Here is a 22,621-nt window from a genome sequence, read left to right as displayed (position 1 = left end):
GTTCGTCTGCGGGGCGGTGGGGCTGGGGCGCTTGTTGCGCAGTTCCCCGCGCCCCTGAAGGGGCGGTTGCCTGACTGCGGGCCGGCGGGGGGTCGCTCGCGCAGTTCCCCGCGCCCCTAAGAGCCTGTGGCTGAGCCAACTGTTCCGGCTGCGGGCAACCCCCCAGGGGCGCGGGGAACTGCGCGAGCAACCCACCACGACCCGCGGACGAACGACGCTTTTCAGGGGCGCGGGGAACTGCGCGAGCAACGCACCACCCACCCGCAGACGAACGCCCCGCCAAGAAGGGGCGCGGGCAGCCCGGCGCCTGGCCGTGGGCGGGGCTCACTCCCGTAGGGACGCGATCGCCTTCGCGAGGGCGGAACCCGCGTCCGGCACCGTCACGTGCACCCCGTCCCGCACCACCCGCCGGCCCCCCACCACCACCTCCCGCACATCCGCCGCCGACGCCGCGAACACCGCCGTCTCCGCGCCGAGCCGCGCCACCGGGCCCGCCGTGCGGACCGTGTCCAGGGCGATCGTGGTGAAGTCCGCGAGGGCGCCCGGGGCGAGGCGGCCCGCGTCGGGCCAGCCCAGGGCCGCGTGGCCGTCCGGGGACGCCGCGCGCAGCAGCGCCGCCGCCGTCCAGTGCCCCCGCGTCCGCGTACGCAGCCGCTCGTCCAGCTCCATCGCCCGCGCCTCCTCCAGCAGGTCGACCACCGCGTGGCTGTCGCTGCCGAGCGAGAGCGGGGACCCGGCGCGCTGGAGGGCGACCGCGGGGCCGATGCCGTCGGCGAGGTCGCGCTCGGTCGTCGGGCACATGCACGTCCCCGTCCCCGACCCGCCCAGCAGCGCGATGTCCTCGTCGGTGAGGTGGGTGTTGTGGACGCCGGTCGTCCGCGGCCCGAGCACCCCGTGGTCCGCGAGCAGCCGCGTCGGGGTGCACCCGTGCGCGGCCAGACACGCCTCGTTCTCCGCGACCTGCTCGGAGAGGTGGACGTGCAGGGGCGCCTCCCGCTCCTCGGCCCACGCCGCGACCTCGCGCAACTGGTCGGCGGGCACGGCCCGTACGGAGTGGATCGCCGCTCCGATCCGTACGCCGTCGCGCGGCTTGAGCAGCGCCGCCCGCTCGGCCCACGCCCGCGCGGTGCCGTCGGAGAACCGCTGCTGGTGGGTGTTGGGCGGCTCACCGAAGCCGGACGACAGATACGCCGTGTCGAGCAGCGTGATGCGGATCCCGGCGTCGGCGGCGGCCTCGATCAGCGCCTCGCCCATCGCGTTCGGGTCGGCGTACGGCGTGCCGCCCGGGGCGTGGTGGAGGTAGTGGAACTCGCCCACCGCGGTGATCCCGGCGAGCGCCATCTCCGCGTACACCGCCCGCGCCAGCGCGTGGTACGACTCGGGCGTGAGCCGCGCCGCGACCGCGTACATCGTCTCGCGCCAGGTCCAGAACGTGCCCGAGCCGACCTGGACCGTGCCGCGCAGGGCCCGGTGGAAGGCGTGGCTGTGGGCGTTGGCCAGGCCGGGCAGGGTGAGCCCGCGCAGGACGGCGGCGCCGGGGGGCGGCGCCTCGACTCCCTCGCGTACGGCGGTGATCCGGCCGTCCGCCACCTCCACCAGCACGCCCGGTTCGACCTCGGGGTCGAGCCAGGCGTGCTCCAGCCAGTACGACGTCACCTGCACGCCAGCCCCTCCAGAACGTCGGCGAGTGCGAGCACCCCGGCCACGCAGTCGTCCTCGCCGGCGAACTCGGCCGGGGAGTGCGAGACGCCCGTGGGGTTGCGTACGAACAGCATGGCGGTCGGGACCGTCCCGGAGAGGATTCCGGCGTCGTGTCCTGCGCCGGTACCGAGGACGGGGGTCCGCCCGCCCAGGATCTTCGCCAGTTCGTCGCGCAGGGCGTGCTCGAACTCGACGACGGGCGTGAACGACTCCCGTACGACGGTCAGGTCCACGCCGTCCCGCTCGGCCCGCTCCTCGGCGGCCCGCCGGACCGCCGCGACGACGGTGTCGAGGGTCTCCTGGTCGGCGGCGCGCGAGTCCAGCCAGCCGCGCACCAGCGAGGGGATGGCGTTGACGCCGTTGGGCTCGCAGGAGATCTTGCCGAAGGTGGCGACCGCGCCCGCGAGTTCGGCCTCGCGGCGGGCGGCGAGGACGGTCTCGGCGTACGTGAGCATCGGGTCGCGCCGGTCCACCAGGCGGGTGGTGCCCGCGTGGTTGGCCTCGCCCGCGAAGTCGAACCGCCAGCGGCCGTGCGGCCAGATGGCGGAGGCGATGCCGATCGCGTCGCCGCTCAGGTCCAGGGCGCGGCCCTGCTCCACGTGCAGCTCGACGAACGCGCCGATACGGGCGAGGCGTTCGGGGTCGGGGCCGATGGCGTCCGGGTCGTATCCGGCGCGCTCCATCGCCTGCGGCAGGGTGATCCCGTCGCCGTCGCGCAGCCGGTGCGCGGCCTCGACGGTCAGCTGCCCGGCGGCGAGCCGGGAGCCGACGCAGGCGAGGCCGAAGCGGGCGCCCTCCTCGTCGCCGAAGTTGACGAGGGCGAGGGGGCGGGTGGGTACGGCTCCGCGCCTGCGCAGCTCGTCGAGGGCGGCGAAGGACGACACGACGCCGAGGGGGCCGTCGAAGGCGCCGCCGTCGGGGACGGAGTCCAGGTGCGACCCCGTGACGACGGCGTCCCCGGCGGTGGGGTCGCCGGCCCAGGCCCACTGGTTGCCGTTGCGGTCGAGCTCGTAGGTGAGCCCGCGGGACTCGGCCTGCGCCCGGAACCAGGCGCGGCAGTCGGCGTCGGCCCCGGTCCAGGCGAAGCGGCGGTAGCCGCGGGTGCCGGCGTCCCGACCGATGGGGGCGAGATCGCGCCACATCTCGTGGAACGAGGGGGTCTCCCCCACCCCGCCCCTTCCCGAAACGCTCCGCGGGTGCGGGTGGGTGGGGGAGGAGTTCCCCGGGGGCTCCGCCCCCGGCCCCCCGAGCGGGGCCTGCGCCGCCCGCACCCCGCCAGGGGCTCCCGCCCCCCGCGGTGCCTGCGGCCCCTGCACCCCGCCGAGGGCCGGCGCCCCGGCCCTCCGCGCGTCGCCGGCGGTCTGCGCCCCCTCAGGGACGCGGCCGCTGTCCGGGGCACCCGCACCCCCTTCAGGGGCGCGGGGAACTGCGCGCTCAACCCCCACCGGCGCGGACCCGGCCGACGAACCGGCACCACCCTCAGGAACCCGGGGAACGGCCCGACCAGCCCCCGCCGGCGCGGACCCGGCCGTGGGCCCCGGGGCCGCCCCGGGAACAGGGGCCGACGGGGTGCCCCCCGTCACGCTTCACCCTCGCGCATCGGCACCCGCACACCCCGCTCGTCCGCGACCGACTCCGCGATGTCGTACCCGGCGTCGACATGCCGGATGACGCCCATCCCGGGGTCGTTCGTCAGGACGCGGCGGATCTTCTCGCCCGCCAGCGCCGTGCCGTCCGCCACCGTCACCTGGCCCGCGTGGATGGAGCGGCCCATGCCGACGCCGCCGCCGTGGTGCAGGGAGACCCAGGACGCGCCGGAGGCGACGTTGACCATGGCGTTCAGCAGCGGCCAGTCCGCGATCGCGTCCGAGCCGTCGAGCATCGCCTCGGTCTCGCGGTACGGGGAGGCCACCGAGCCGCAGTCCAGGTGGTCGCGGCCGATCGCCAGCGGGGCCGCCAGCTCGCCCGAGGCGACCATGTCGTTGAAGCGCTCGCCCGCCTTGTCGCGCTCGCCGTAACCGAGCCAGCAGATCCGCGCGGGCAGGCCCTGGAAGTGGACGCGTTCGCCCGCCATCTTGATCCAGCGGTGCAGCGACTCGTTCTCCGGGAACAGGTCCAGGATCGCCTTGTCCGTCTTGTGGATGTCGGACGCCTCGCCCGACAGCGCCGCCCAGCGGAAGGGGCCCTTGCCCTCGCAGAAGAGCGGGCGGATGTACGCGGGGACGAAGCCGGGGAAGGCGAACGCCCGGTCGTACCCGGCCAGCTGCGCCTCGCCGCGGATGGAGTTGCCGTAGTCGAAGACCTCGGCGCCCGCGTCCATGAAGCCGACCATCGCCTCGACGTGGCGGGCCATGGACTCCCGGGCGCGGGTGGTGAAGCCCGCCGGGTCCTTCGCCGCGTACGAGGCCATGTCGTCGAAGTCGACGCCGACCGGCAGGTACGCCAGCGGGTCGTGCGCGGACGTCTGGTCGGTCACGATGTCGATCGGCGCGCCCTCGGCCAGCATCTGCGGCAGCAGCTCCGCCGCGTTGCCGAGCAGCCCGATGGAGAGCGGCCGGCGGGCGTCGCGCGCCTCGACGGCCAGCTCCAGCGCGTGCCGCGGGCTGTCGGCCTTCACGTCGAGGTAGCGGTGCTCGATGCGGCGCTCGATGGCGCGCGGGTCGACGTCGATACAGATCGCGACGCCGTCGTTCATCGTCACGGCGAGCGGCTGGGCGCCGCCCATGCCGCCGAGGCCGGCGGTGAGGGTGATGGTCCCGGCGAGCGTGCCGTTGAACTTCTTCGCCGCGACGGCGGAGAACGTCTCGTACGTGCCCTGGAGGATGCCCTGGGTGCCGATGTAGATCCAGGAGCCCGCGGTCATCTGCCCGTACATGGTCAGGCCGAGCTGCTCCAGGCGGCGGAACTCCTCCCAGTTCGCCCAGTCGCCCACCAGGTTGGAGTTGGCGATCAGGACGCGCGGGGCCCACTCGTGGGTCTGCATCACGCCGACCGGGCGGCCGGACTGGACGAGCATCGTCTCGTCCTGCTTGAGCGTGCGCAGGGTGCGGACCATCGCGTCGAAGGAGCGCCAGTCGCGCGCGGCCTTGCCGGTGCCGCCGTAGACGACGAGCTTGTCGGGGTGCTCGGCGACCTCGGGGTCGAGGTTGTTCTGGAGCATCCTCAGGGCGGCTTCCTGCTGCCATCCCAGGGCGCTCAGTTCCGTACCGCGCGGTGCCCGTACGGGGCGGGGTCCTGACATGGCGAGGCCTCCTCACGACGTGACTCAAGTATTCACATCCTGACCGGCTGAATAGAACTAGTCAATACATCGGTACGTCTGCGCGTCGGCGGACCCGGTGATTGGCTGGAAGCCATGACCAACACCGAGGCGGCGGCGCGGCGCGACCAGGCGGTGCGGGCGGCCGTGGAGCAGGGCCTCGTCGGCCCCGAGGTCCCGCTGGCCGCGCTGCTGGACGTCACCGGCATCCGGGCCAGCGCGAGGGCGCTGACCAGCGCCTTCGCGGCTGTCACCGACGCGCCCGTGCTGCACGCCTTCGCCGTGAAGGCGGGCCCGCTGGTGCCGGTCCTGCGGCTGCTCGCCTCCGAGGGGCTCGGCGCGGAGGTCGCCGGCCCCGGCGAACTGGCCCTGGCCCGCGCCGCCGGGGTCCCGCCCGGCCGCACGGTCCTCGACTCCCCCGCCAAGACCCCCGCCGAGCTGCGCGAGGCCCTCGCCCTGGGCGTCGCCGTCAACGCCGACAACCCGCAGGAGCTGGCCCGCCTCGACGCGCTGCTCGCCTCCACCGCGACCGCCTCACCGCTCGGCCTGCGGGTCAACCCGCAGGTGGGCGGGGGGTCCATCGCCGCGCTCTCCACCGCGACGCGGACCTCGAAGTTCGGGGTGGGGCTGCGGGACGAGGGGGCGCGGGAATGGGTCGTCGCGGCGTACGCGGCCCGCCCCTGGCTCACCCGCCTGCACACGCACACCGGCTCCCAGGGGGTGCCCCTGGCGCTGATGGCCGAGGGGGTGCGGGCGGCGTACGAGCTGGCGGAGGAGATCAACGCGCGCGTGGGCCGCCGCCAGGTCGACACGGTCGACCTCGGCGGCGGGCTCCCGGTGAACTTCGCCTCGGACGAGGTGAGCCCGACGTACGGGGAGTACGCGCGGCTGCTGCGCGCGGAGGTGCCCGGGCTCTTCGAAGGGTCGTACGCGCTGGTGACGGAGTTCGGGCGGTCGCTGCTGGCCAAGCACGGGACGGTGCTGGCGCGGGTGGAGTACGCGAAGACGGCCGGGGGGCGGGCCATCGCGGTCACCCACGCGGGCGTGCAGATCGCGGCCCGTACGGTGTTCGCGCCGGAGTCCTGGCCGCTGCGGATCGCCGCGTACGGCCCTTCGGGCCGCCCCAAGCCCGGACCGCCCGTCCTCCAGGACGTGGCGGGGCCCGCCTGCTTCGCGGGGGACCTGCTGGCGCGGGCGCGGGCGCTGCCGCGGCTGGAGCAGGGGGACTATGCGGCGGTGCTGGACACCGGGGCGTACTGCTTCGGGCACCACTACGCGTACAACAGCCTCGCCAGGCCGGGCGTCCACGGCTACACGACGACCCCGTCGGGCGTCCGCTTCGCGCTGGTCCGCGAGCCGCAGACGCTGGCGTCGATCGTGCGGGAAGCGGGCGGCACAACCCCGGACGCCCTGCTGTAACCCGCTCCCCCGGGGCGGCCCGCTCACGCAACGCCCGTACCTCGGAGCTCGTCGCCCACCTGCGGCCCCGCGATGGAGCCCGCGCAGTTCCCCGCGCCCCTGAAAGGACGTCATTCACCTGCGGGCCGGTGGTGGGCTGATCGCGCAGTTCCCCGCGCCCCTATTCAGCCGGGATCCACCTGCGGGGCGGTGTGATCGCTCCCACAGTTCCCCGGCCCCCCGAGAGGTTCCTCGTTCACCTGCGGCCCGGTGGGGCCTGATCGCGCAGTTCCCCGCGCCCCTGTTCAGCCGGGATCCACCTGCGGGGCGGTGTGATTGCTCCCACAGTTCCCCGAACCCCGAGAGGTTCTTCGTTCACCTGCGGCCCGGTGGGGCCTGATCGCGCAGTTCCCCGCGCCCCTGAGGCATCCCGCCGCAGCCAGAAACACCAGCTCGGCCACGGGCCTTCAGGGGCGCGGGGAACTGCGCGAGCAACCCACCACGACCCACAGACGAAAACCGACCCCAAGGGCGCCCACCCGACCCCGAGCCCCACACCCCCCAGGGGCGCGGGGAACTGCGCGACCAGCCCACCACCGCCCCGCAGACGAACCCCCGGCCGAGAAGGGGCGCGGGGAACTGCGCGAGCAAGCCACCACCCACCCGCAGACGAACCCCGGGCGAAATCGCCCCCCGCGGGCGGAAGCGCGGCCCGGGGGCGAAATCGTCCCCCGGGGGCGGAAGCGCGGCCCGGGGGCGGTTACTCCACGAACAAGCCGCGCCCCGCGGCCCCCGCATCGAACTCCTCCAACCGCGCCTGCGCATCCGGCAACCCGTCACACATCGCCTCCAGCAGCACCCGCCCCAGCAGCATCGGCGCGCACGCCGTGTCGAAGGCGAGGCCCGTGCCGACCGCGGCCGGGATCAGCAGGTCGCTGTGGCGCGCCACCGGCGCGAACGCGGAGTCGGCGACCGTGACCACCACCAGGCCCCGCGTACGCGCGTACGCCAGCGCGTCCACCACCTCCCGGGGATGCCGCGGCAGCGCGAAGCACAGCAGCGCCGACGCCCCGGCCCGCGACGCCGCGTCGATGCGGTCGACCAGCATCGACCCGCCCTCGTCGAGCAGCCGCACATCCGGGTGCACCTTCGCCGCGAAGTACGCGAACCCCCGCGCCTGCGAGGAGGCCGCGCGCAGCCCGAGCACGGGCAGCGGCCGCGACGCCGCCAGCAACCGCCCCGCCTCCTCCACCGGCGCCGGATCCGCCAGCAGCCCGGCCAGATGGCGCAGGTTCTCGATCTCGGCCTGGACCGCCTGCTGGTACTCGTTGTACGCGTCCTCGCCCGCCGCGGGCGCGTCCGCGGGCACCACCTCGCGCAGATGGCGCCGGAGCGCCGGGTACCCGTCGAAGCCCAGCGCGACCGCGAAGCGCGTCACCGAGGGCTGGCTCACCCCGGCCAGCTCCGCCAGCTCCACGCTGGACAGGAACGGCACATCCGCGGCCCTGCGCACCATGGAGTGCGCGATCCGCCGCTGGGTCGGCGTCAGCCGCCGCCCCTCGAAGAGCTGTTGCAGCCGCGCGGCAGGGCCGTCGCTCATGCCGTCCCCCTTCCTCACGCCCGTCACTCCACGATATTCAGTCGCCCAGCACTCTGCATGACCATATGCAGGGGGGCAAGTACGGGGGCTATCCCCACTGTGCCGGCGCCCCCCGCTCCGTACCGTGGGGACCATGGAAGCCCGCGACGCCGAACTGCGCAAAGAACTCGACGCCACCCTGCAGGCCCGCAGGGAGCTCGGCGAGGAGTACGAGCCCGCGCTCGTCGACTCGTTCCTGGAGAAGGTGGAGCAGCGCCTCGATCCGGCGATCGACCGCCGGGTGCGCCGCCAGCTCGCCGAACAGCAGATGGTGGTGGCCCGCGGCGGCCGTCCGCCCGGCCCGAACCCCGACCTCGGCTTCGCGGAGCGCTTCGGGTTCGGCATGATCTCGCTGGTCCTCGCCATCCCGCTGTCCGCGATCGGCGCCGTCAACGCGGGCCTGAGCGGTCTCTTCGTCACCTGGGCGGGCATCTTCGGCGTCAACGCCGTGCACGCCGCCCGCCCGTGGCCGTGGCCGCGCCGCCGGGGCGACGGCGACACCGACTGAGGGCGGGAAGCCCGGAGCCCCGGCACCCCGGAAACCAGAAGAACCGGGCATCCGGGCATCCGGGAACCCCGGGACCCCGGAAAAAGCTGAGCGCGGGGACCGCCGCACCCCCGGTCTCCCGGGGGGCGGGACGACGGCGGTCCCCGCGCGGGACACGGTCCCGGGTCAAGGGCCGGTCGCCGCGTCCTGGCGTCCGGGAGTCCGGGAGCCGCTCCGGAGGTCCTCGACGCCGCTGGTGGTGCCGGCCGGGTCTCCCCGTCCGACACCCCTCACTGTGCCGTACGTGTGTTAAGCGCGTGCTGCGCGGACATGTCGTGCCCGTACCGGTTCCGCGACGGATGTGACGGCCCGCCACATCCCCCGAGCCGTACGGGACTCGGGGGACGGCGCTCACGGGTGGGCCGGGTGCGCCGGGTGCGCGGTGGACGGTTCGGTCGCGGTCAGCCGCCGCCGGCGCCGGTGCTTGAGCAGGGCCCAGGGCGCGCGGGCCGCGCTGACCTCGGTGCCGGGCTCCGCCGCCGCCTCCGCCGCCGCCTTGGCGACCGGCAGGATGTCCTCGTCGCGGTCCGCGTCCAGCCGGTCGGCGTCCGGCCACAGCCCGAGCGAGGCGCAGAGGGTGGGCAGGACGGCCATCGCCGCCGTCGCGTACCCCTCGGCCGAGGGGTGGTAGTTGTCCGGGCCGAACAGCTCGCGCGGGTTCGCCTCGAACTCGGGGCCGAGCAGATGGCCCAGCGAGACCGTCCGCCCGCCCTGCTCGACCACCACGATCGTCTGCGCCGCCGCCAGCTGCCGCGAGACGCGCCGGGCCAGGAAGCGCAGCGGCTGGTAGACCGGCTCGACCGAGCCGAGGTCGGGGCAGGTGCCCACGACCACCTCGGCGCCCGCCGTACGCAGCCGCCGCACCGCGCCCGCGAGATGCCGCACCGACGTGGTGGGCGGCATCCGATGGGTGACGTCGTTGGCCCCGATCATGATCACGCAGACGTCCGGGATACGGGCCTGGTCCGCCAGCATCAGCGAGACCTGGCGGTCCAGGTCGTCCGACTGGGCGCCCGGCTGCGCCACGTTGCGGAGCGTGACCATCCGCTCCGCCACCGCCGCGAGCCCCGAGGCGAGCAGCGCCCCCGGGGTCTGCCCGGCCCGCCGCACGCCCTGCCCGGCGGCCGTGGAGTCGCCCAGTATGCCGAGCCGCAGCGGGGCCGTGCCGTTGGCGAACGCCACCCCGTACAGCCCGTCGGCGCTCGGCGGATGCGGGGCGGTGGCGCCGCCCACCGAGCGCCTGGCCAGCGCCGCCTCCGCGAGCAGCACCCCGACGGCGGCCGTGGCGAGCAGCCCGATCCCGCCCCCGCCGAACGCCGCGCCCGCCGCGATGCGGCGCGCCACCCTCGCCCGTGACCCCGCCGACACCCCGGCCGACACGGTCGACACACTCCCAGCCACCGCCACCTCCTTGGAGCCGTACATCAGCTACCTGCCCGGTGACGGGTGTCGCTCAATCCCGCCGTGAGGTGAACGGGCGCTCGCTGTGCGCATACGCTGGCGGGACCATCACGGAGACCCCGGAGACAACGGTGCAATTCCACGACTCGATGATCAGCCTCGTCGGCAATACCCCGCTGGTGAAGCTCAACAGTGTGACCGCGGGCATCCAGGCGACCGTCCTGGCCAAGGTCGAGTACTTCAACCCGGGCGGCTCGGTCAAGGACCGGATCGCCGTGCGCATGATCGAAGCGGCGGAGCAGAGCGGCGCGCTCAAGCCGGGCGGCACGATCGTGGAGCCCACCTCGGGCAACACGGGTGTCGGTCTCGCGATCGTGGCCCAGCAGAAGGGCTACAAGTGCATCTTCGTCTGCCCGGACAAGGTGTCGCTCGACAAGATCAACGTCCTGCGGGCGTACGGGGCCGAGGTCGTCGTCTGCCCGACGGCGGTCGACCCGGAGCACCCGGACTCGTACTACAACGTCTCGGACCGCCTGGTGCGCGAGACGCCCGGCGCCTGGAAGCCGGACCAGTACAGCAACCCGAACAACCCGCGCTCGCACTACGAGACCACCGGTCCCGAGCTGTGGGAGCAGACCGACGGGAAGATCACGCACTTCGTGGCGGGCGTCGGCACCGGCGGCACGATCACCGGCACCGGCAGGTACCTGAAGGAGGTCTCCGGCGGGGCCGTACGGGTGGTCGGCGCGGACCCCGAGGGCTCGGTCTACAGCGGCGGCTCCGGCCGTCCGTACCTGGTCGAGGGCGTGGGCGAGGACTTCTGGCCGACCGCCTACGACCGTGAGGTCACGGACGAGATCGTCGCGGTCTCCGACAAGGACTCCTTCCAGATGACCCGCCGCCTCGCCAAGGAGGAGGGCCTGCTGGTGGGCGGCTCCTGCGGCATGGCGGTCGTGGCGGCGCTGCGGGTGGCGGAGGACCTGGGCCCGGACGACGTCGTCGTCGTCCTGCTCCCCGACTCCGGCCGCGGCTACCTCTCCAAGATCTTCTCCGACGAGTGGATGGCCGGACACGGCTTCCTGGAGGAGGCGGGCCCGTCCGCCCGCATCGGCGACGTCCTCGCCGACAAGGAGGGCGCGATGCCCTCCCTCGTCCACATGCACCCCGAGGAGACGGTCGGGGAGGCGATCGAGGTGCTGCGCGAGTACGGCGTGTCGCAGATGCCGATCGTCAAGCCGGGCGCGGGCCACCCGGACGTGATGGCGGCCGAGGTCATCGGCTCGGTGGTGGAGAAGGAGCTGCTCGCGGCCCTGTTCGCGCAGCGCGCCTCGCTCTCGGACCCGCTGGAGAAGCACATGAGCCCGCCGCTGCCGCAGGTCGGCTCGGGCGAGCCGGTGGCCGAGCTGATGTCGGTCCTCGGTGAGGCCGACGCGGCGATCGTCCTGGTCGAGGGCAAGCCGACGGGCGTGGTGAGCCGCCAGGACCTCCTGGCCTTCCTGGCGAAGTAGCCGCACCCCTTTTGCCTGGGCGGCCCCCCGGCTCCCTCCTCCGCTTGTCCACCGGACGGGCGGGGGCGGGGGGACGGGGGGCCGTTTTTCACCTGCGGGCTGGTTGTGGCCGGTCGCGCAGTTCCCCGCGCCCCTAAAGGCCCGTCGGCCGCCTGCGGACCGGCGGGTGGTTGCCCGCGCAGCTCCCCGCGCCCCTTAGGCAGTCGGCCGCCTGCGGACCGGCGGGCGGTTGCTCGCGCAGTCCCCCGCGCCCCTTGGGCAGTCAGCCGCAGCCGGAGACCACAGCTCAGCCACAGCCCACCCAGGGGCGCGGGGAACTGCGCGAGCAACCCACCACGGTCCGCAGCCGAGAGAAGGCCCCGGGGCGCAGCCCCAAGCGCGGCCGGGGCGCAGCCCCAAGCGGGGCCAGGGCGCAGCCCGAGGAGGGGACCGGGCGCAGCCCGAGGAGGGGACCGGGGCGCAGCCCGAGCAGGGGGACGGGGCGCAGCCCGAGCAGGGGACTGGGGCGCAGCCCGAGCAGGGGACTGGGGCGCAGCCCGAGCAGGGGACTGGGGCGCAGCCCGAGCAGGGGACCGGGCGCAGCCCGAGCAGGGGACCGGGCGCAGCCCGAGCAGGGGGACGGGCGCAGCCCGGGAAGGGCCTGCATCCCTGCCCGCCGCCCGCCCGCGCTGAGCGCCCGCTTAGAAAAGAGGTCCGTGTCACACGCGCCGACCGATGACCAACTCCGTACGTACGGGTAACTTCCCAGAGAGCCCGCCCGCTTAGCCTCTGGAGCCGTGATGCCCGAAGCCGTGATCGTCTCGACCGCTCGTTCCCCCATCGGCCGCGCCTTCAAGGGCTCGCTCAAGGATCTGCGGCCGGACGACCTCACCGCCACCATCATCCAGGCCGCGCTCGCCAAGATCCCCGAGCTCGACCCGCGCGACATCGACGACCTGATGCTCGGCTGCGGCCTGCCCGGCGGCGAGCAGGGCCACAACCTGGGCCGGATCGTGGCCGTGCAGATGGGCATGGACCACCTGCCGGGCTGCACCATCACCCGCTACTGCTCCTCCTCGCTCCAGACCTCCCGGATGGCGCTGCACGCCATCAAGGCGGGCGAGGGCGACGTCTTCATCTCGGCCGGCGTCGAAATGGTGTCGCGGTCGGTGAAGGGCTCCTCCGACGGGATGCCCGACACGCACAACCCGTTCTTCGCCGAGGCCGAGGCCCGTACCGCCGCCGTCGCCGAGTCGGCCGGCGCCTCCTGGCACGACCCGCGCGAGGACGGCCTGGTCCCGGACGCGTACATCGCGATGGGCCAGACCGCCGAGAACCTGGCGCGCGCCAAGGGCGTCACCCGCGCGGACATGGACGAGTTCGGCGTCCGGTCGCAGAACCTCGCCGAGGAAGCCATCAAGAACGGCTTCTGGGAGCGGGAGATCACCCCGGTCACCACCCCGGACGGCACGGTCGTCAGCAAGGACGACGGCCCGCGCGCCGGCGTCACCGTGGAGGGCGTCCAGGGCCTCAAGCCCGTCTTCCGCCCCGACGGCATGGTCACCGCGGGCAACTGCTGCCCGCTCAACGACGGCGCCGCGGCCCTCGTCATCATGAGCGACACCAAGGCCCGCGAGCTCGGCCTGACCCCGCTGGCGCGGATCGTCTCCACCGGCGTGACGGGCCTCTCGCCCGAGATCATGGGCCTCGGCCCGGTCGAGGCCTCGAAGCAGGCCCTCAAGCGCGCCGGCCTCACCGTCGGCGACATCGACCTCTTCGAGATCAACGAGGCGTTCGCCGCCCAGGTCATCCCGTCCTACCGCGACCTGGAGATCCCGCTGGAGAAGCTGAACGTCAACGGCGGCGCCATCGCCGTCGGCCACCCCTTCGGCATGACCGGCGCCCGCATCACCGGCACGCTCATCAACTCCCTCCAGTTCCACGACAAGCAGTTCGGCCTGGAGACGATGTGCGTGGGCGGCGGCCAGGGCATGGCCATGGTCATCGAGCGGCTGAGCTGAGCTGAAGCGGAGGGTAGGGGTCGCCCGAGGAACGAGGGCGGCACCTGCCCGCAGCGGAGGCGGAGCGGAGCGCGGCCAGGTGAACGCGCGGCTGAGCTGAGCTGAAGCGGAGGGTAGGGGTCGCCCGAGGAACGAGGGCGGCACCTGCCCGCAGCGGAGGCGAAGCGGAGCGCGACCAGGTGAACGCGCGGCTGAGCCGACTAAGCCCTACGCTGCGGCGGGGGGCGCGTGCGGAGCCGGGTGGGGGAAAGCCCTCCGGCACCGCTCCGACCCCCGCCGCTTCCGGTTCGTGACCGAATCTCCCCCAGGATGTGACGTATCTCCCGAGGGAGAAGGATCCGCCCAGGTCACAGCGTTTTCAGGGGTGGCGTGGATAAACCTCAGGCACAAAGACCTGTCCGTTTCGTGACGTAATGCACTGACAAGGGGAGCGGACGCCCGACAAGCTGATGTAGGAAGTCGGGGAATCGTTTGAATCCGGGAGTAAGTCAGTGAGCGCCATGTCTTTTGCCCTGCTGCTGACCACGGCCGCCTCCACGGCCGTGGGCGCCGCTGCCCTGCACGCCGCCCACGGGCTGCGCAGGCAGGTCGTGGCGCTGCGCGCCGACCTCGCGGCGACGAACGCCGGTCCGGCCGCCACCGTGCCCCACCAGGCGCGCGGCGGCGAGACCCCCGTCGCCGAGATACGCGCCGCCGTCGCCGAGGCGCTCGCCGAGGAACGTGAGCGCGAGCTCGCCGAGGCGCGGGCGTTCTGGGCCGCGCAGGAGGCGCGCGACGCGGCGGACGCCCCGTCGCTCCTGGGCGGCCTCACGGGCCTCGGGGAGGATGCCTCCCTGTTCCTCCCCCGGCAGTCCGACTTCGTCGGCCTGGAGGGCGTGGAGCTGTCCCCCGAGCCGTACGAGGAGTTCCCCGAGGACTCCCCGGAGCTGGCCGCGGCCCGCCGCCGCCACCCCTCGCACCCCGACTTCGTCCCGGCCCAGACGTCGGTCGTGGCCGACCACGAGTCCACGGTCGCGCGCCTGGAGCAGCTGGCCGAGGCCCGCACGGCGCTCGCGGACGTCCGCCCCGGCCCGCTGGGCACCCTCGACGTCTACGTCTTCGCCGACGGCACCACGCTGTGCATGACCCCCGGCCACCGCGAGACCTCCGAGCGCCTGGCCGAGGCCCTGAGCGAGGGCGAGGCCCCGGTGCTGCTGGGCGGCTCGGGCATCTCGGGGGCGTACGCGCTGACGTTCTCGTGCGGCGAGGAGAGCGTGTACATCCTGGCGGACCGGGTCATCGCGTCGCTGTAGGCCCGGCCCGGCCGGTTCCTACCCCTTGAGCGCGGCGACCTCGGCGACGCGCGGCGCGAGCTGCCGCACCGCCCGGGCGTCGCGGTACGGCCTCAGCCGGCGCCGCATCGTGGCGAAGTGCTCGTCGCCCCGGGCGGACGAGACGTGTTCGTAGTCCTCCAGGAAGCGCCCCCACGCGTCGCACGCCGCGTCGAGGTGCCCGTACTCCAACTGGCGTTGCGCGAGCACGGCGTGGAAGTGGACCCTGCCCTGCCGCTCGTTGGCGGGCTGCGCCCTGAGCGCCTGCTCCAGGGCGCTGATGGAGCCGGGGAGGTCCTTTCCCTCGTACAGCACGTGGGAGACGTGGAAGGCGTACGCGGACCGGTCGTACCCGCCGATCGCCTCCCGTCGGTCGTCCGCCCTCAGCAGCGCGGACTCCGTCGCCGCCAGCAGGCTCCGCGCCCGCCGGTGGTCGCCCACCATGGCCGTCGCGTGCGCCTGCTGCCCGGTGAGGAACGCCCGGAGCCGGGGGCCCGCCAACGGCGCGGCCTCGGCGGCGGAGTCGGCCAGCTTCAGCGCCAGGGCGCCGTGACCGAGGTTCGACGCCTGGAGGCTCATCCCGCGCAGCGTGCGGCAGTACGTCACGTGGTCCTCGGCCCGTCCCGCCAGCTTCAGCGCCTTGAGGTAGTACGTCTGCGCCGTGCCGTGCGCCCGCTCGTACATGGCCATCCAGCCGGTGAGGTACACCAGGTCCGCGGCCGCCGCCAGCATGTCCTTCCTGACCGGTCCGGCGGCCTCGGCGCGCAGCCACGGGACCACGGTGTTGACGAGGAAGGCGGCGGCCATGGGCCGCGCGTGTCCGCCGCCCAGCTCGTCGAGGATGTCCGCGATCTTGTCCGTCATCCTGCGCACCGACTCGACCTGGCCGGCCCCGATCCGGACGGTCCGCTTGCCCGGGGACACGGGCGCCGCCTCCGCCGCCCGCGCGGCCTCGGAGAACAGCGGCACCGCCAGGGCGGCGGAGAAGAGCCCGGCCGCGGCGACCACGCCCCGGCGGGACGGGTCCATGTCGGCCCTGCCCAGATCGACGATCTCCTCCACGGTGTCGGCACCGACCGCCGCCCGGTCGCCCGGCGCGGGCGGCAGGCCCGCCTCCGCGTGCGTCACCGTCCGCTGGAGCCTGCGCGAGAAGGCCTCGACGATCAGCCGTCTGACCTTCGGCCGCGGCACGGTCCCGGCGACCCAGTGGGACACGGCCGACTGGTCGTAGCGCAGCTCCAGCCCCGCTTCCGCGCCCAGGCGGTTGACGGCGAGCGCGAGCTGGGAGCGGGACCACGCGGCCTGCTCCAGCAGACGGTTCAAGCCCTCGTTCGCGGTACGTGTCCGGTTGGCCATGCCTCAACTCCCGTTGGCGCGCGTGGCGTTCATGGCTTTCATGCTCCGACCGTCCTTCCACGGTACCGCTGTGCGTGGTCGTGCGGTTGCGTAGAGGCAGGAGTAACCCGGTCGGGGAACGGAGCTGACGGCCATGGACGAAGTCGAGTACCGGTGCTGGGTCACGGCCGTCGCGGACGACGAGCCGTACGCGGAGAAGGCCCTCGGCGCCGCGCGCACCCCTTCGCTGCTCCTCGCCGCCTCCTGGCTGCGCGCCCAGGCCTCGCTGCTCGTCTGGCGGCTGGAGCCGCACACCCCGGCCGCCGCGCGGCTCGCGGCCTGGCGCGACGACGCGCGGCGGCAGTGGCAGGTCTCCGACTCCCTGGGCTCCGGTGAGGACGTCCGCTTCCGGGTCCGCCACGGGGAGATGACGTACGAGCTGGCCGCGCGGCGCTTCGGCGGGGCCGGGGCCCCCGGCACGGGCACGGGTCCGGACCGCGAAACCGGCGCGACGGACCGCGACCGCGCCCGCCCCGCCCCCTAGCCGAACGCCCTCCGCGCCGCGTCCTGCACCAGCCCGACCGCCTCGGCCAGAGCGTCGGCCGGGGCCGCGCCCGTGCGGAGGACCTCGGCCATGTCGCGGCCCGCCACCGACACTTGGTCCGCGACCGCGAACGCCCCCGCGTCCGGCATCACCCGGGGCTCGGCGCCGGGGGTCTCGGCGCGCTGGGCGCGGGCCGACAACTCCCTGGCCAGAGCGAGCGCCTCGGCCGCGGCGCCACGGCGCAGCCGGCTTTCGGGGGCGCCGCGCAGACGGTCGGCGAAGCGGTCCACGGCGGCGAGGAGCGGGGTCACATCAAGCACGCCGCGACCCTACGCGCCGCCCCGGGACTGTTGCCAATACGCGCACGCTCAGGCACGGTGACGTGAAGGACCATCCCCCGCGTTCCGGCCCCCGTCCGGACAGGGGACCCCCAGGCAATGCGTCCGGAGGCGCCGATGTCCCAACTCTTCTCCGAAGAAACCCATCGCAACCTGCTCTCCCGCATCCCGCACTGCACCGGTCGTGAAGTCTCCGACTGGCTCCGCACCGTCGACGAAGGCCCCTCCCTCGTGAGGTTCGAGGAGAAGGTCAGCTGGCTCCGCAGCGAGCACGACCTCGCGTACGGACACGCCAAGGCGATCATCCACGAGTACGACCTGAGGCGGGCCGCGCGCCGCCTGCTCTAGGAAGGAACCCCCGTGTGCTGCGCCCCGCCGCGACCCCCGGTGGGGCGCAGTGCTGCCGGCCCGCGCCGGCCCCTACGCGCGGGGGCCCGCCCGGCTGCTGCCGGACGGGCCCCTGCTCGGTGCGGTGCGGGCGTCAGTCGTCGCCCTGGAGGATCGCCACCAGTCGCAGCATCTCCAGGTAGATCCAGACGAGCGACATGGTCAGGCCGAAGGCGGCCAGCCACGACTCCTCGCGCGGAGCGCCGTAGGTGATGCCGTCCTCGATCTGCTTGAAGTCCAGCGTCAGGAAGAAGCAGCCGATCAGGATGGCCAGCACGCCGACCGCGAAGCCGAGCGGGCCGAAGCTGCGCAGACCGCCGCCGTCGGCGCCGCCGAAGGCCACGACCAGCAGGTTCACCATCGTCACCAGGACGAAGGCGATCGCGATGGTCATACCGATGCGCGCGTACCGCGCGGTCACGCGGACCCAGCGCTGCTTGTAGGCGAACAGGGTGGCTCCGGACACCGCCAGGGTGCCCAGGACCGCCTGGAAGGGCGCGCCGGACCAGCGCTCGTTGTACATCTCGCTGATCACGCCGAGGAAGACGCCCTCGAACGCCGCGTAACCGATGATCAGCGCGGGGACGGGCTTCGCCTTGAACGACTGGATCATGGCGAGCACGAACGCCACCAGCGCCGAGCCGACGGCCAGGCCGTAGCTGCTCGACGAGACCGGCAGCAGCGTCCAGGCGAGCACCGCGGCGACGGCCACGGTGCCGAGCGTGATCGCGGTGCGCGAGACGACGTCGTCCATCGTCATCACGCTTCCCCGGGCCGGGGCCTGGGGGGCTCCGTACTGCGTGTCCTGCTGGGCGTACGGATTCGTCGCGTACGGGTTCGTCGGTGCCTGCGCGTACGGGTTGCCCCCGGCCTGCGGCGCGGTGTTGAAGCCGGCGTAGCCGTTGTCGCGGCTGAACCCCCGTCGCGAGAAGACCGGGTTGCTGCTCCTCATCTCACTCCTCCATGGCCGCCGTGTGCGACCTTGCTGTCAAGGGTAATGGGAAAGCAAAACAATCACCCTAGTGCTCTGGGAGGATCTTTCCTCGCCAGGCGGGACGTACACCAGGGGGCTCGCGGTCACAAGAGTGCCACGGGTGGTGCCCGGGCGGCGGCGGCCGGAAGCGAGCGGCGGGCCGGGCGGGGCGCCCGGGTCTTCTCGGGCGGGGCGCCCTGAGCTTCCCGGGCGGGTCGGGGCGCGTAGGAGGGGCGGTCTCGGGGGGCGCGCGGAACCGTTCACCCACGCGCCGCTCATTCGCCGGTAATCGGCCATACGGACCGTCGCCCGGTCGTTCCGCCCACCGAATTATCGGTTCTCCACGCTCTCCCCCGAGGGGGCGAGAGGTGCCCGGAGCCGGACTTGAACCGGCACGGCCCTAGGGCCAGCGAGGTTTAAGCTCGCCGTGTCTGCTTTCCACCATCCGGGCTGGTCGCGCGGTTCCTGCGTTCGCCCGAAGAGCCTATCGGGACGGCTCCCCCGCCCGGCGGAACGATGGCCGATGTTGTCTTATTTTATTGACGCTTGAGGGGGCGTCAGTCCGCCCGAGAACCCTTGCGGCACATGCCGGAGGCGGTTGGCAGGCATACCGGTCAGCCGGACTGTGCGTAGCGGAATGACGCGAATTCGACTGCCGCCGACGGGCCGCGCGGACAGCCGTCGAGGGCGGGGGCGGCCGGCGCGGCACTAGGGGACGGTGTCATACCGCAGGAGGAGGCGGGAGGCGTCCGCATAAGACTCAAGACGGCCCGCGAACGGGCACAGGGATGGACGATCCCGGGGCCCGGCGGCGACGAGGATGGAGGAGTCCCCGCACCACGTCCGACAGGAGCCCTCCGTTGACCACCATCCCCACCGCACACCGCGCCACCGCGGTGGCCGCCCGCGCCACCGAGCTGTCGAAGGTCTACGGCGCGGGCGAGACCCAGGTGGTCGCGCTCGACCGGGTGACGGTCGACTTCCACCAGGGCGAGTTCACCGCGATCATGGGCCCCTCGGGCTCCGGCAAGTCCACGCTGATGCACTGCGTGGCCGGGCTCGACTCGTTCAGCTCCGGCTCGGTCCGCATAGGCGACACCGAGCTCGGCTCGCTCAAGGACAAGCAGCTCACCCAGCTGCGCCGCGACAAGATCGGCTTCATCTTCCAGGCGTTCAACCTGCTGCCGACGCTCACGGCGGCCGAGAACATCACGCTGCCGATGGACATCGCCGGCCGCAAGCCGGACAAGGAGTGGCTCCAGCAGGTCATCGACATGGTGGGCCTGTCCGGGCGGCTCTCCCACCGGCCCACCCAGCTCTCCGGCGGCCAGCAGCAGCGCGTGGCCGTGGCCCGCGCCCTGGCCTCCCAGCCCGAGATCATCTTCGGTGACGAGCCGACCGGAAACCTGGACTCCCGCTCGGGCGCCGAGGTCCTGGGCTTCCTGCGCAACTCCGTGCGTGAGCTCGGCCAGACCGTCGTCATGGTCACCCACGACCCCGTCGCCGCCTCCTACGCCGACCGCGTGATCTTCCTCGCCGACGGCCGGATCGTCGACGAGATGCTGCGCCCGAGCGCCGACGGCGTGCTGGACCGCATGAAGGAGTTCGACACCAAGGGCCGCACCAGCTGATCCCGGGGCACCGCCCCGCCCGTTCGCCCCCTTCGCCCGGCCCCCACCCCAGGACTGAGAAAAGCCCCATGTTCAAAACCGCCCTGCGCAACGTGCTCGCGCACAAGGCCAGGCTGCTGATGACCGTGCTCGCCGTGATGCTCGGCGTGGCCTTCGTCTCCGGCACCCTGGTCTTCACCGACACCCTCAAGAGCGCCTTCAAGAACCAGTCGGCCAAGAGCTACGACAACGTGGCCGTGGCCATCGAGTCGTACGGCAGCCGGGATGACGACAAGCAGGACCCGGGCGTCGGACGCCGGACCCTGGACAAGATCGCGGCCCTGGACGGAGTCACCTCGGTCAACGGGCGCGTCGACGGGTTCGCCGGGGTGGCCGACAAGAACGGCAAGCTGATCGGCCAGGGCTGGGCCAACAAGGGCGGGAACTTCTCGCCGAGCCGCGACGGCAAGGACCCCGCCTACACCTTCACCGCCGGCACCGGGCCGGTCCGGGACGGGCAGATCGCGCTCGACGAGGACACCGCCGACAAGGGCGGGTACCAGGTCGGGGACCGGATCCGCGTCGCCACCAACGGGCCGGTGAAGACGTACACCCTCGCCGGTGTGTTCACCACCGAGGACGGCTCGGTCAACGCCGGCGGCAGTCTCGTCCTGTTCGACACCAGGGTCGCGCAGCAGCTCTACCTCAAGCCCGGCTTCTTCCAGAAGGTCAACGTCTCCGCCAAGCCCGGTGTCGACGCCCAGAAGCTCCTCGACCAGGTCCTGCCGACGCTGCCCGAGCACGCCACGGCCCGCACCGGTCAGGCGCTCGCCGCGCAGGAGGCGGACGACATCGAGGAGGGGCTGAGCGCGCTCAGCCAGACGCTGCTGGCCTTCGCCGCCATCGCGCTCTTCGTCGGCATCTTCCTGATCTCCAACACCTTCACCATGCTGGTCGCCCAGCGCACCAAGGAGCTGGCCCTGATGCGCGCGGTGGGCGCCTCCCGCTCCCAGGTGCGGCGCTCGGTGCTCACCGAGGCGTTGGTCGTCGGCACGGTCGCCTCGGCGGTCGGCTTCGGGCTGGGTCTCGGCCTCGCGGTGGGGTTGCGCTCCGCGATGGACTCCTTCGGCGTGAAGCTGCCGGCCGGTTCGCTGATCGTCTCCTCCACCCCGGTGATCGCCGCGCTGGCCGTCGGTGTGATCGTCACCCTGATCGCGGCCCTGCTGCCCGCCTGGCGTGCCGCGAAGATCCCGCCGGTCGCCGCGATGAACAGCGTGCACGCCGCCGCGACCACCAAGTCGCTGGTCGTGCGGAACACCATCGGCGCGATCATCACCCTGGGCGGCTTCGCCTCGGTCCTGGCCGGCGCGGGCGCCGGACGGGACGGCAAGACCATGATCGGCCTCGGCGCCTTCCTCTCCCTGGTCGGCATCATCGTGCTGATCCCGCTGCTCGCGCGGCCGGTGATCGCCGTCGTACGTCCGCCGCTGAGCCGGCTGTTCGGCGTCTCCGGCAAGCTGGCCAGCCAGAACGCGGTGCGCAACCCGCGCCGCACCGGCGCGACCGCCTCCGCGCTCGCCATCGGTCTGACCCTGGTCACCGCGCTTTCGGTGCTCGGCATCACGGTCGGCAAGGCGATCGACAAGACGACCACGGACAACATCAAGGCCGACTACATGGTCGCGATGGCCAGTGGGGACCGGCTGGACAAGTCGGTCGTGCCGGAGCTGCGCAAGGCCCCGGGCGTCACCGCGGCCTCCCCCAAGCAGTCCTCCTACCTCCAGGTCGACGGCGACTTCCGCTCGGTCTCCGGGGTGACCCCGGGCGACATCGAGAAGGTGCTGAAGGTCGAGACGGTCTCCGGCTCGCTCGCCACCCTGGGCCAGGGACAGCTCGCCGTGGACGACGAGACCGCGCGCAAGCGGGGTTGGAAGCCGGGCACGCGGCTGCCGGTCGAGTTCGACGACAAGAAGAAGACGACGCTCACCGTCGGCGCGGTCTTCAAGAAGCAGGAGTTCCTCGACCCGGTGCTCGCCTCGACGGCGGTCCTCGACCCGCACGAGACCCGGCCGCACATCGAGTCGGTCTTCGTGAAGATGTCCGGCGGCGCCACCAAGGCCAACGAGCAGGCGCTGGTCAACGCGCTCGGTGACAACCCGGCGATCAGCTTCATGGACCAGCAGGACATCCGCGACACCTTCGGCGGCATGATCAACACGCTGCTGAACATCATGTACGGGCTGCTCGCGATGGCGCTGCTCATCGCGGTCCTGGGGGTCGTCAACACGCTGGCCATGTCGGTCTTCGAGCGCCAGCAGGAGATCGGGATGCTGCGGGCGATCGGCCTGGACCGGGCCCGGGTCAAGCGCATGATCCGTCTGGAGGCCGTCGTCATCGCGGTCTTCGGCGCGCTGATCGGCGTGGGCCTCGGCACCTTCCTGGCCTGGGCCATCGGCGAGACCATCAAGGGCTCGATCCCGGCGTACGCGCTGGTGATCCCGTGGGACCGGATCGCCCTGTTCATGGCGCTCGCGGGTCTGGTGGGCGTGCTGGCCGCGATGTGGCCGGCCCGCAGCGCCGCCCGGCTGAACATGCTGACGGCGATCAAGACGGAGTAGGGGCGCACGGGCGAAGGGCCCGGGACGGCAACCGCCGTCCCGGGCCCTTCGCG

At 73.3% G+C, this 22,621-nt stretch carries 17 protein-coding genes and 1 tRNA gene; 9 read left to right on the top strand and 9 right to left on the bottom strand.

Going from position 1 to position 22,621, the window contains the following annotated elements; genetic code table 11:
* Positions 1-324 precede the first annotated feature (324 nt).
* The 3 genes from AC069K_RS21615 to hutU all read right to left on the bottom strand — a co-directional run bounded on the left by AC069K_RS21615 (position 325) and on the right by hutU (position 4,942).
* Entirely contained in the window at positions 325-1,662 is a 1,338-nt protein-coding gene (locus AC069K_RS21615) for a formimidoylglutamate deiminase (RefSeq protein WP_478618625.1), read from the bottom strand.
* Entirely contained in the window at positions 1,653-2,843 is a 1,191-nt protein-coding gene (locus AC069K_RS21610) for an allantoate amidohydrolase (RefSeq protein ID WP_358834348.1), read from the bottom strand. Before AC069K_RS21610 ends, AC069K_RS21615 begins: the two co-directional genes overlap by 10 nt.
* Before the next feature lie 437 nt (positions 2,844-3,280).
* Complete coding sequence (hutU, locus tag AC069K_RS21605; RefSeq protein ID WP_365105755.1) at positions 3,281-4,942, bottom strand: urocanate hydratase; 1,662 nt, start codon at positions 4,940-4,942, stop codon at positions 3,281-3,283.
* Positions 4,943-5,056: 114 nt separating this feature from the next.
* Here hutU and AC069K_RS21600 point away from each other — a divergent pair, with 114 nt between their 5' ends.
* Positions 5,057-6,379: a type III PLP-dependent enzyme domain-containing protein gene (locus AC069K_RS21600; RefSeq protein ID WP_478618622.1), complete on the top strand. Its 1,323-nt coding sequence runs from the start codon at positions 5,057-5,059 to the stop codon at positions 6,377-6,379.
* Positions 6,380-7,118: 739 nt separating this feature from the next.
* Here AC069K_RS21600 and AC069K_RS21595 read toward each other — a convergent pair.
* Positions 7,119-7,958 (bottom strand): MurR/RpiR family transcriptional regulator, encoded by an 840-nt coding sequence (locus AC069K_RS21595; protein WP_358833745.1) that lies wholly within the window; start codon positions 7,956-7,958, stop codon positions 7,119-7,121.
* A 133-nt stretch (positions 7,959-8,091) separates the two neighbouring features.
* On the opposite strand from AC069K_RS21595, the gene AC069K_RS21590 reads away from it, so the two are divergent.
* Positions 8,092-8,505 carry a hypothetical protein gene (locus tag AC069K_RS21590; RefSeq protein WP_365105761.1) on the top strand — a complete coding sequence of 138 codons (414 nt, stop codon included), beginning with the start codon at positions 8,092-8,094 and terminating at the stop codon, positions 8,503-8,505.
* Positions 8,506-8,895: 390 nt separating this feature from the next.
* Here the strand turns inward: AC069K_RS21590 and AC069K_RS21585 are convergent, their stop codons facing one another.
* Positions 8,896-9,888: an SGNH/GDSL hydrolase family protein gene (locus tag AC069K_RS21585; RefSeq protein WP_365105899.1), complete on the bottom strand. Its 993-nt coding sequence runs from the start codon at positions 9,886-9,888 to the stop codon at positions 8,896-8,898.
* A gap of 188 nt (positions 9,889-10,076) precedes the next feature.
* Between AC069K_RS21585 and AC069K_RS21580 the strand changes: the two genes are divergently transcribed.
* The 3 genes from AC069K_RS21580 to AC069K_RS21570 all read left to right on the top strand — a co-directional run bounded on the left by AC069K_RS21580 (position 10,077) and on the right by AC069K_RS21570 (position 14,745).
* Positions 10,077-11,453: a cystathionine beta-synthase gene (locus AC069K_RS21580; RefSeq protein ID WP_478618617.1), complete on the top strand. Its 1,377-nt coding sequence runs from the start codon at positions 10,077-10,079 to the stop codon at positions 11,451-11,453.
* A gap of 779 nt (positions 11,454-12,232) precedes the next feature.
* A complete protein-coding gene (locus tag AC069K_RS21575; protein ID WP_358833748.1) occupies positions 12,233-13,453 on the top strand; it encodes an acetyl-CoA C-acetyltransferase in 1,221 nt (406 codons plus the stop codon).
* Positions 13,454-13,953: 500 nt separating this feature from the next.
* Entirely contained in the window at positions 13,954-14,745 is a 792-nt protein-coding gene (locus tag AC069K_RS21570) for a hypothetical protein (protein WP_358833749.1), read from the top strand.
* 18 nt (positions 14,746-14,763) lie between these two features.
* On the opposite strand, the gene AC069K_RS21565 is transcribed toward AC069K_RS21570, so the two are convergent.
* Positions 14,764-16,119: a hypothetical protein gene (locus AC069K_RS21565; RefSeq protein ID WP_478618612.1), complete on the bottom strand. Its 1,356-nt coding sequence runs from the start codon at positions 16,117-16,119 to the stop codon at positions 14,764-14,766.
* Between the two features lie 133 nt (positions 16,120-16,252).
* On the opposite strand from AC069K_RS21565, the gene AC069K_RS21560 reads away from it, so the two are divergent.
* Positions 16,253-16,642 carry a hypothetical protein gene (locus AC069K_RS21560; RefSeq protein ID WP_478618609.1) on the top strand — a complete coding sequence of 130 codons (390 nt, stop codon included), beginning with the start codon at positions 16,253-16,255 and terminating at the stop codon, positions 16,640-16,642.
* Here the strand turns inward: AC069K_RS21560 and AC069K_RS21555 are convergent.
* The gene (locus tag AC069K_RS21555; RefSeq protein WP_478618606.1) at positions 16,639-16,962 is read right to left on the bottom strand and encodes a hypothetical protein; all 324 of its coding nucleotides are present in this window, start codon (positions 16,960-16,962) and stop codon (positions 16,639-16,641) included. The genes AC069K_RS21560 and AC069K_RS21555 overlap by 4 nt on opposite strands.
* A gap of 135 nt (positions 16,963-17,097) precedes the next feature.
* Between AC069K_RS21555 and AC069K_RS21550 the strand changes: the two genes are divergently transcribed.
* Positions 17,098-17,328, top strand: a complete 231-nt coding sequence (locus AC069K_RS21550; RefSeq protein WP_101388640.1) for a DUF4287 domain-containing protein — start codon at positions 17,098-17,100, stop codon at positions 17,326-17,328.
* Positions 17,329-17,461: 133 nt separating this feature from the next.
* Here the strand turns inward: AC069K_RS21550 and AC069K_RS21545 are convergent, their stop codons facing one another.
* The gene (locus AC069K_RS21545; RefSeq protein WP_478618602.1) at positions 17,462-18,319 is read right to left on the bottom strand and encodes a Bax inhibitor-1/YccA family protein; all 858 of its coding nucleotides are present in this window, start codon (positions 18,317-18,319) and stop codon (positions 17,462-17,464) included.
* Positions 18,320-18,709: 390 nt separating this feature from the next.
* Positions 18,710-18,791 (bottom strand) — tRNA-Leu (locus AC069K_RS21540).
* A 409-nt stretch (positions 18,792-19,200) separates the two neighbouring features.
* Between AC069K_RS21540 and AC069K_RS21535 the strand changes: the two genes are divergently transcribed.
* On the top strand, positions 19,201-19,971 hold the full coding sequence (locus tag AC069K_RS21535; RefSeq protein ID WP_365105782.1) for an ABC transporter ATP-binding protein: 771 nt from the start codon (positions 19,201-19,203) through the stop codon (positions 19,969-19,971).
* A gap of 68 nt (positions 19,972-20,039) precedes the next feature.
* Positions 20,040-22,568, top strand: a complete 2,529-nt coding sequence (locus AC069K_RS21530; RefSeq protein ID WP_478618598.1) for an ABC transporter permease — start codon at positions 20,040-20,042, stop codon at positions 22,566-22,568.
* The last annotated feature ends 53 nt before the right edge of the window (positions 22,569-22,621 follow it).

Source organism: Streptomyces sp. NPDC043908 (assembly GCF_056435525.1).
This window is presented reverse-complemented; position numbering and strand designations above follow the sequence as displayed.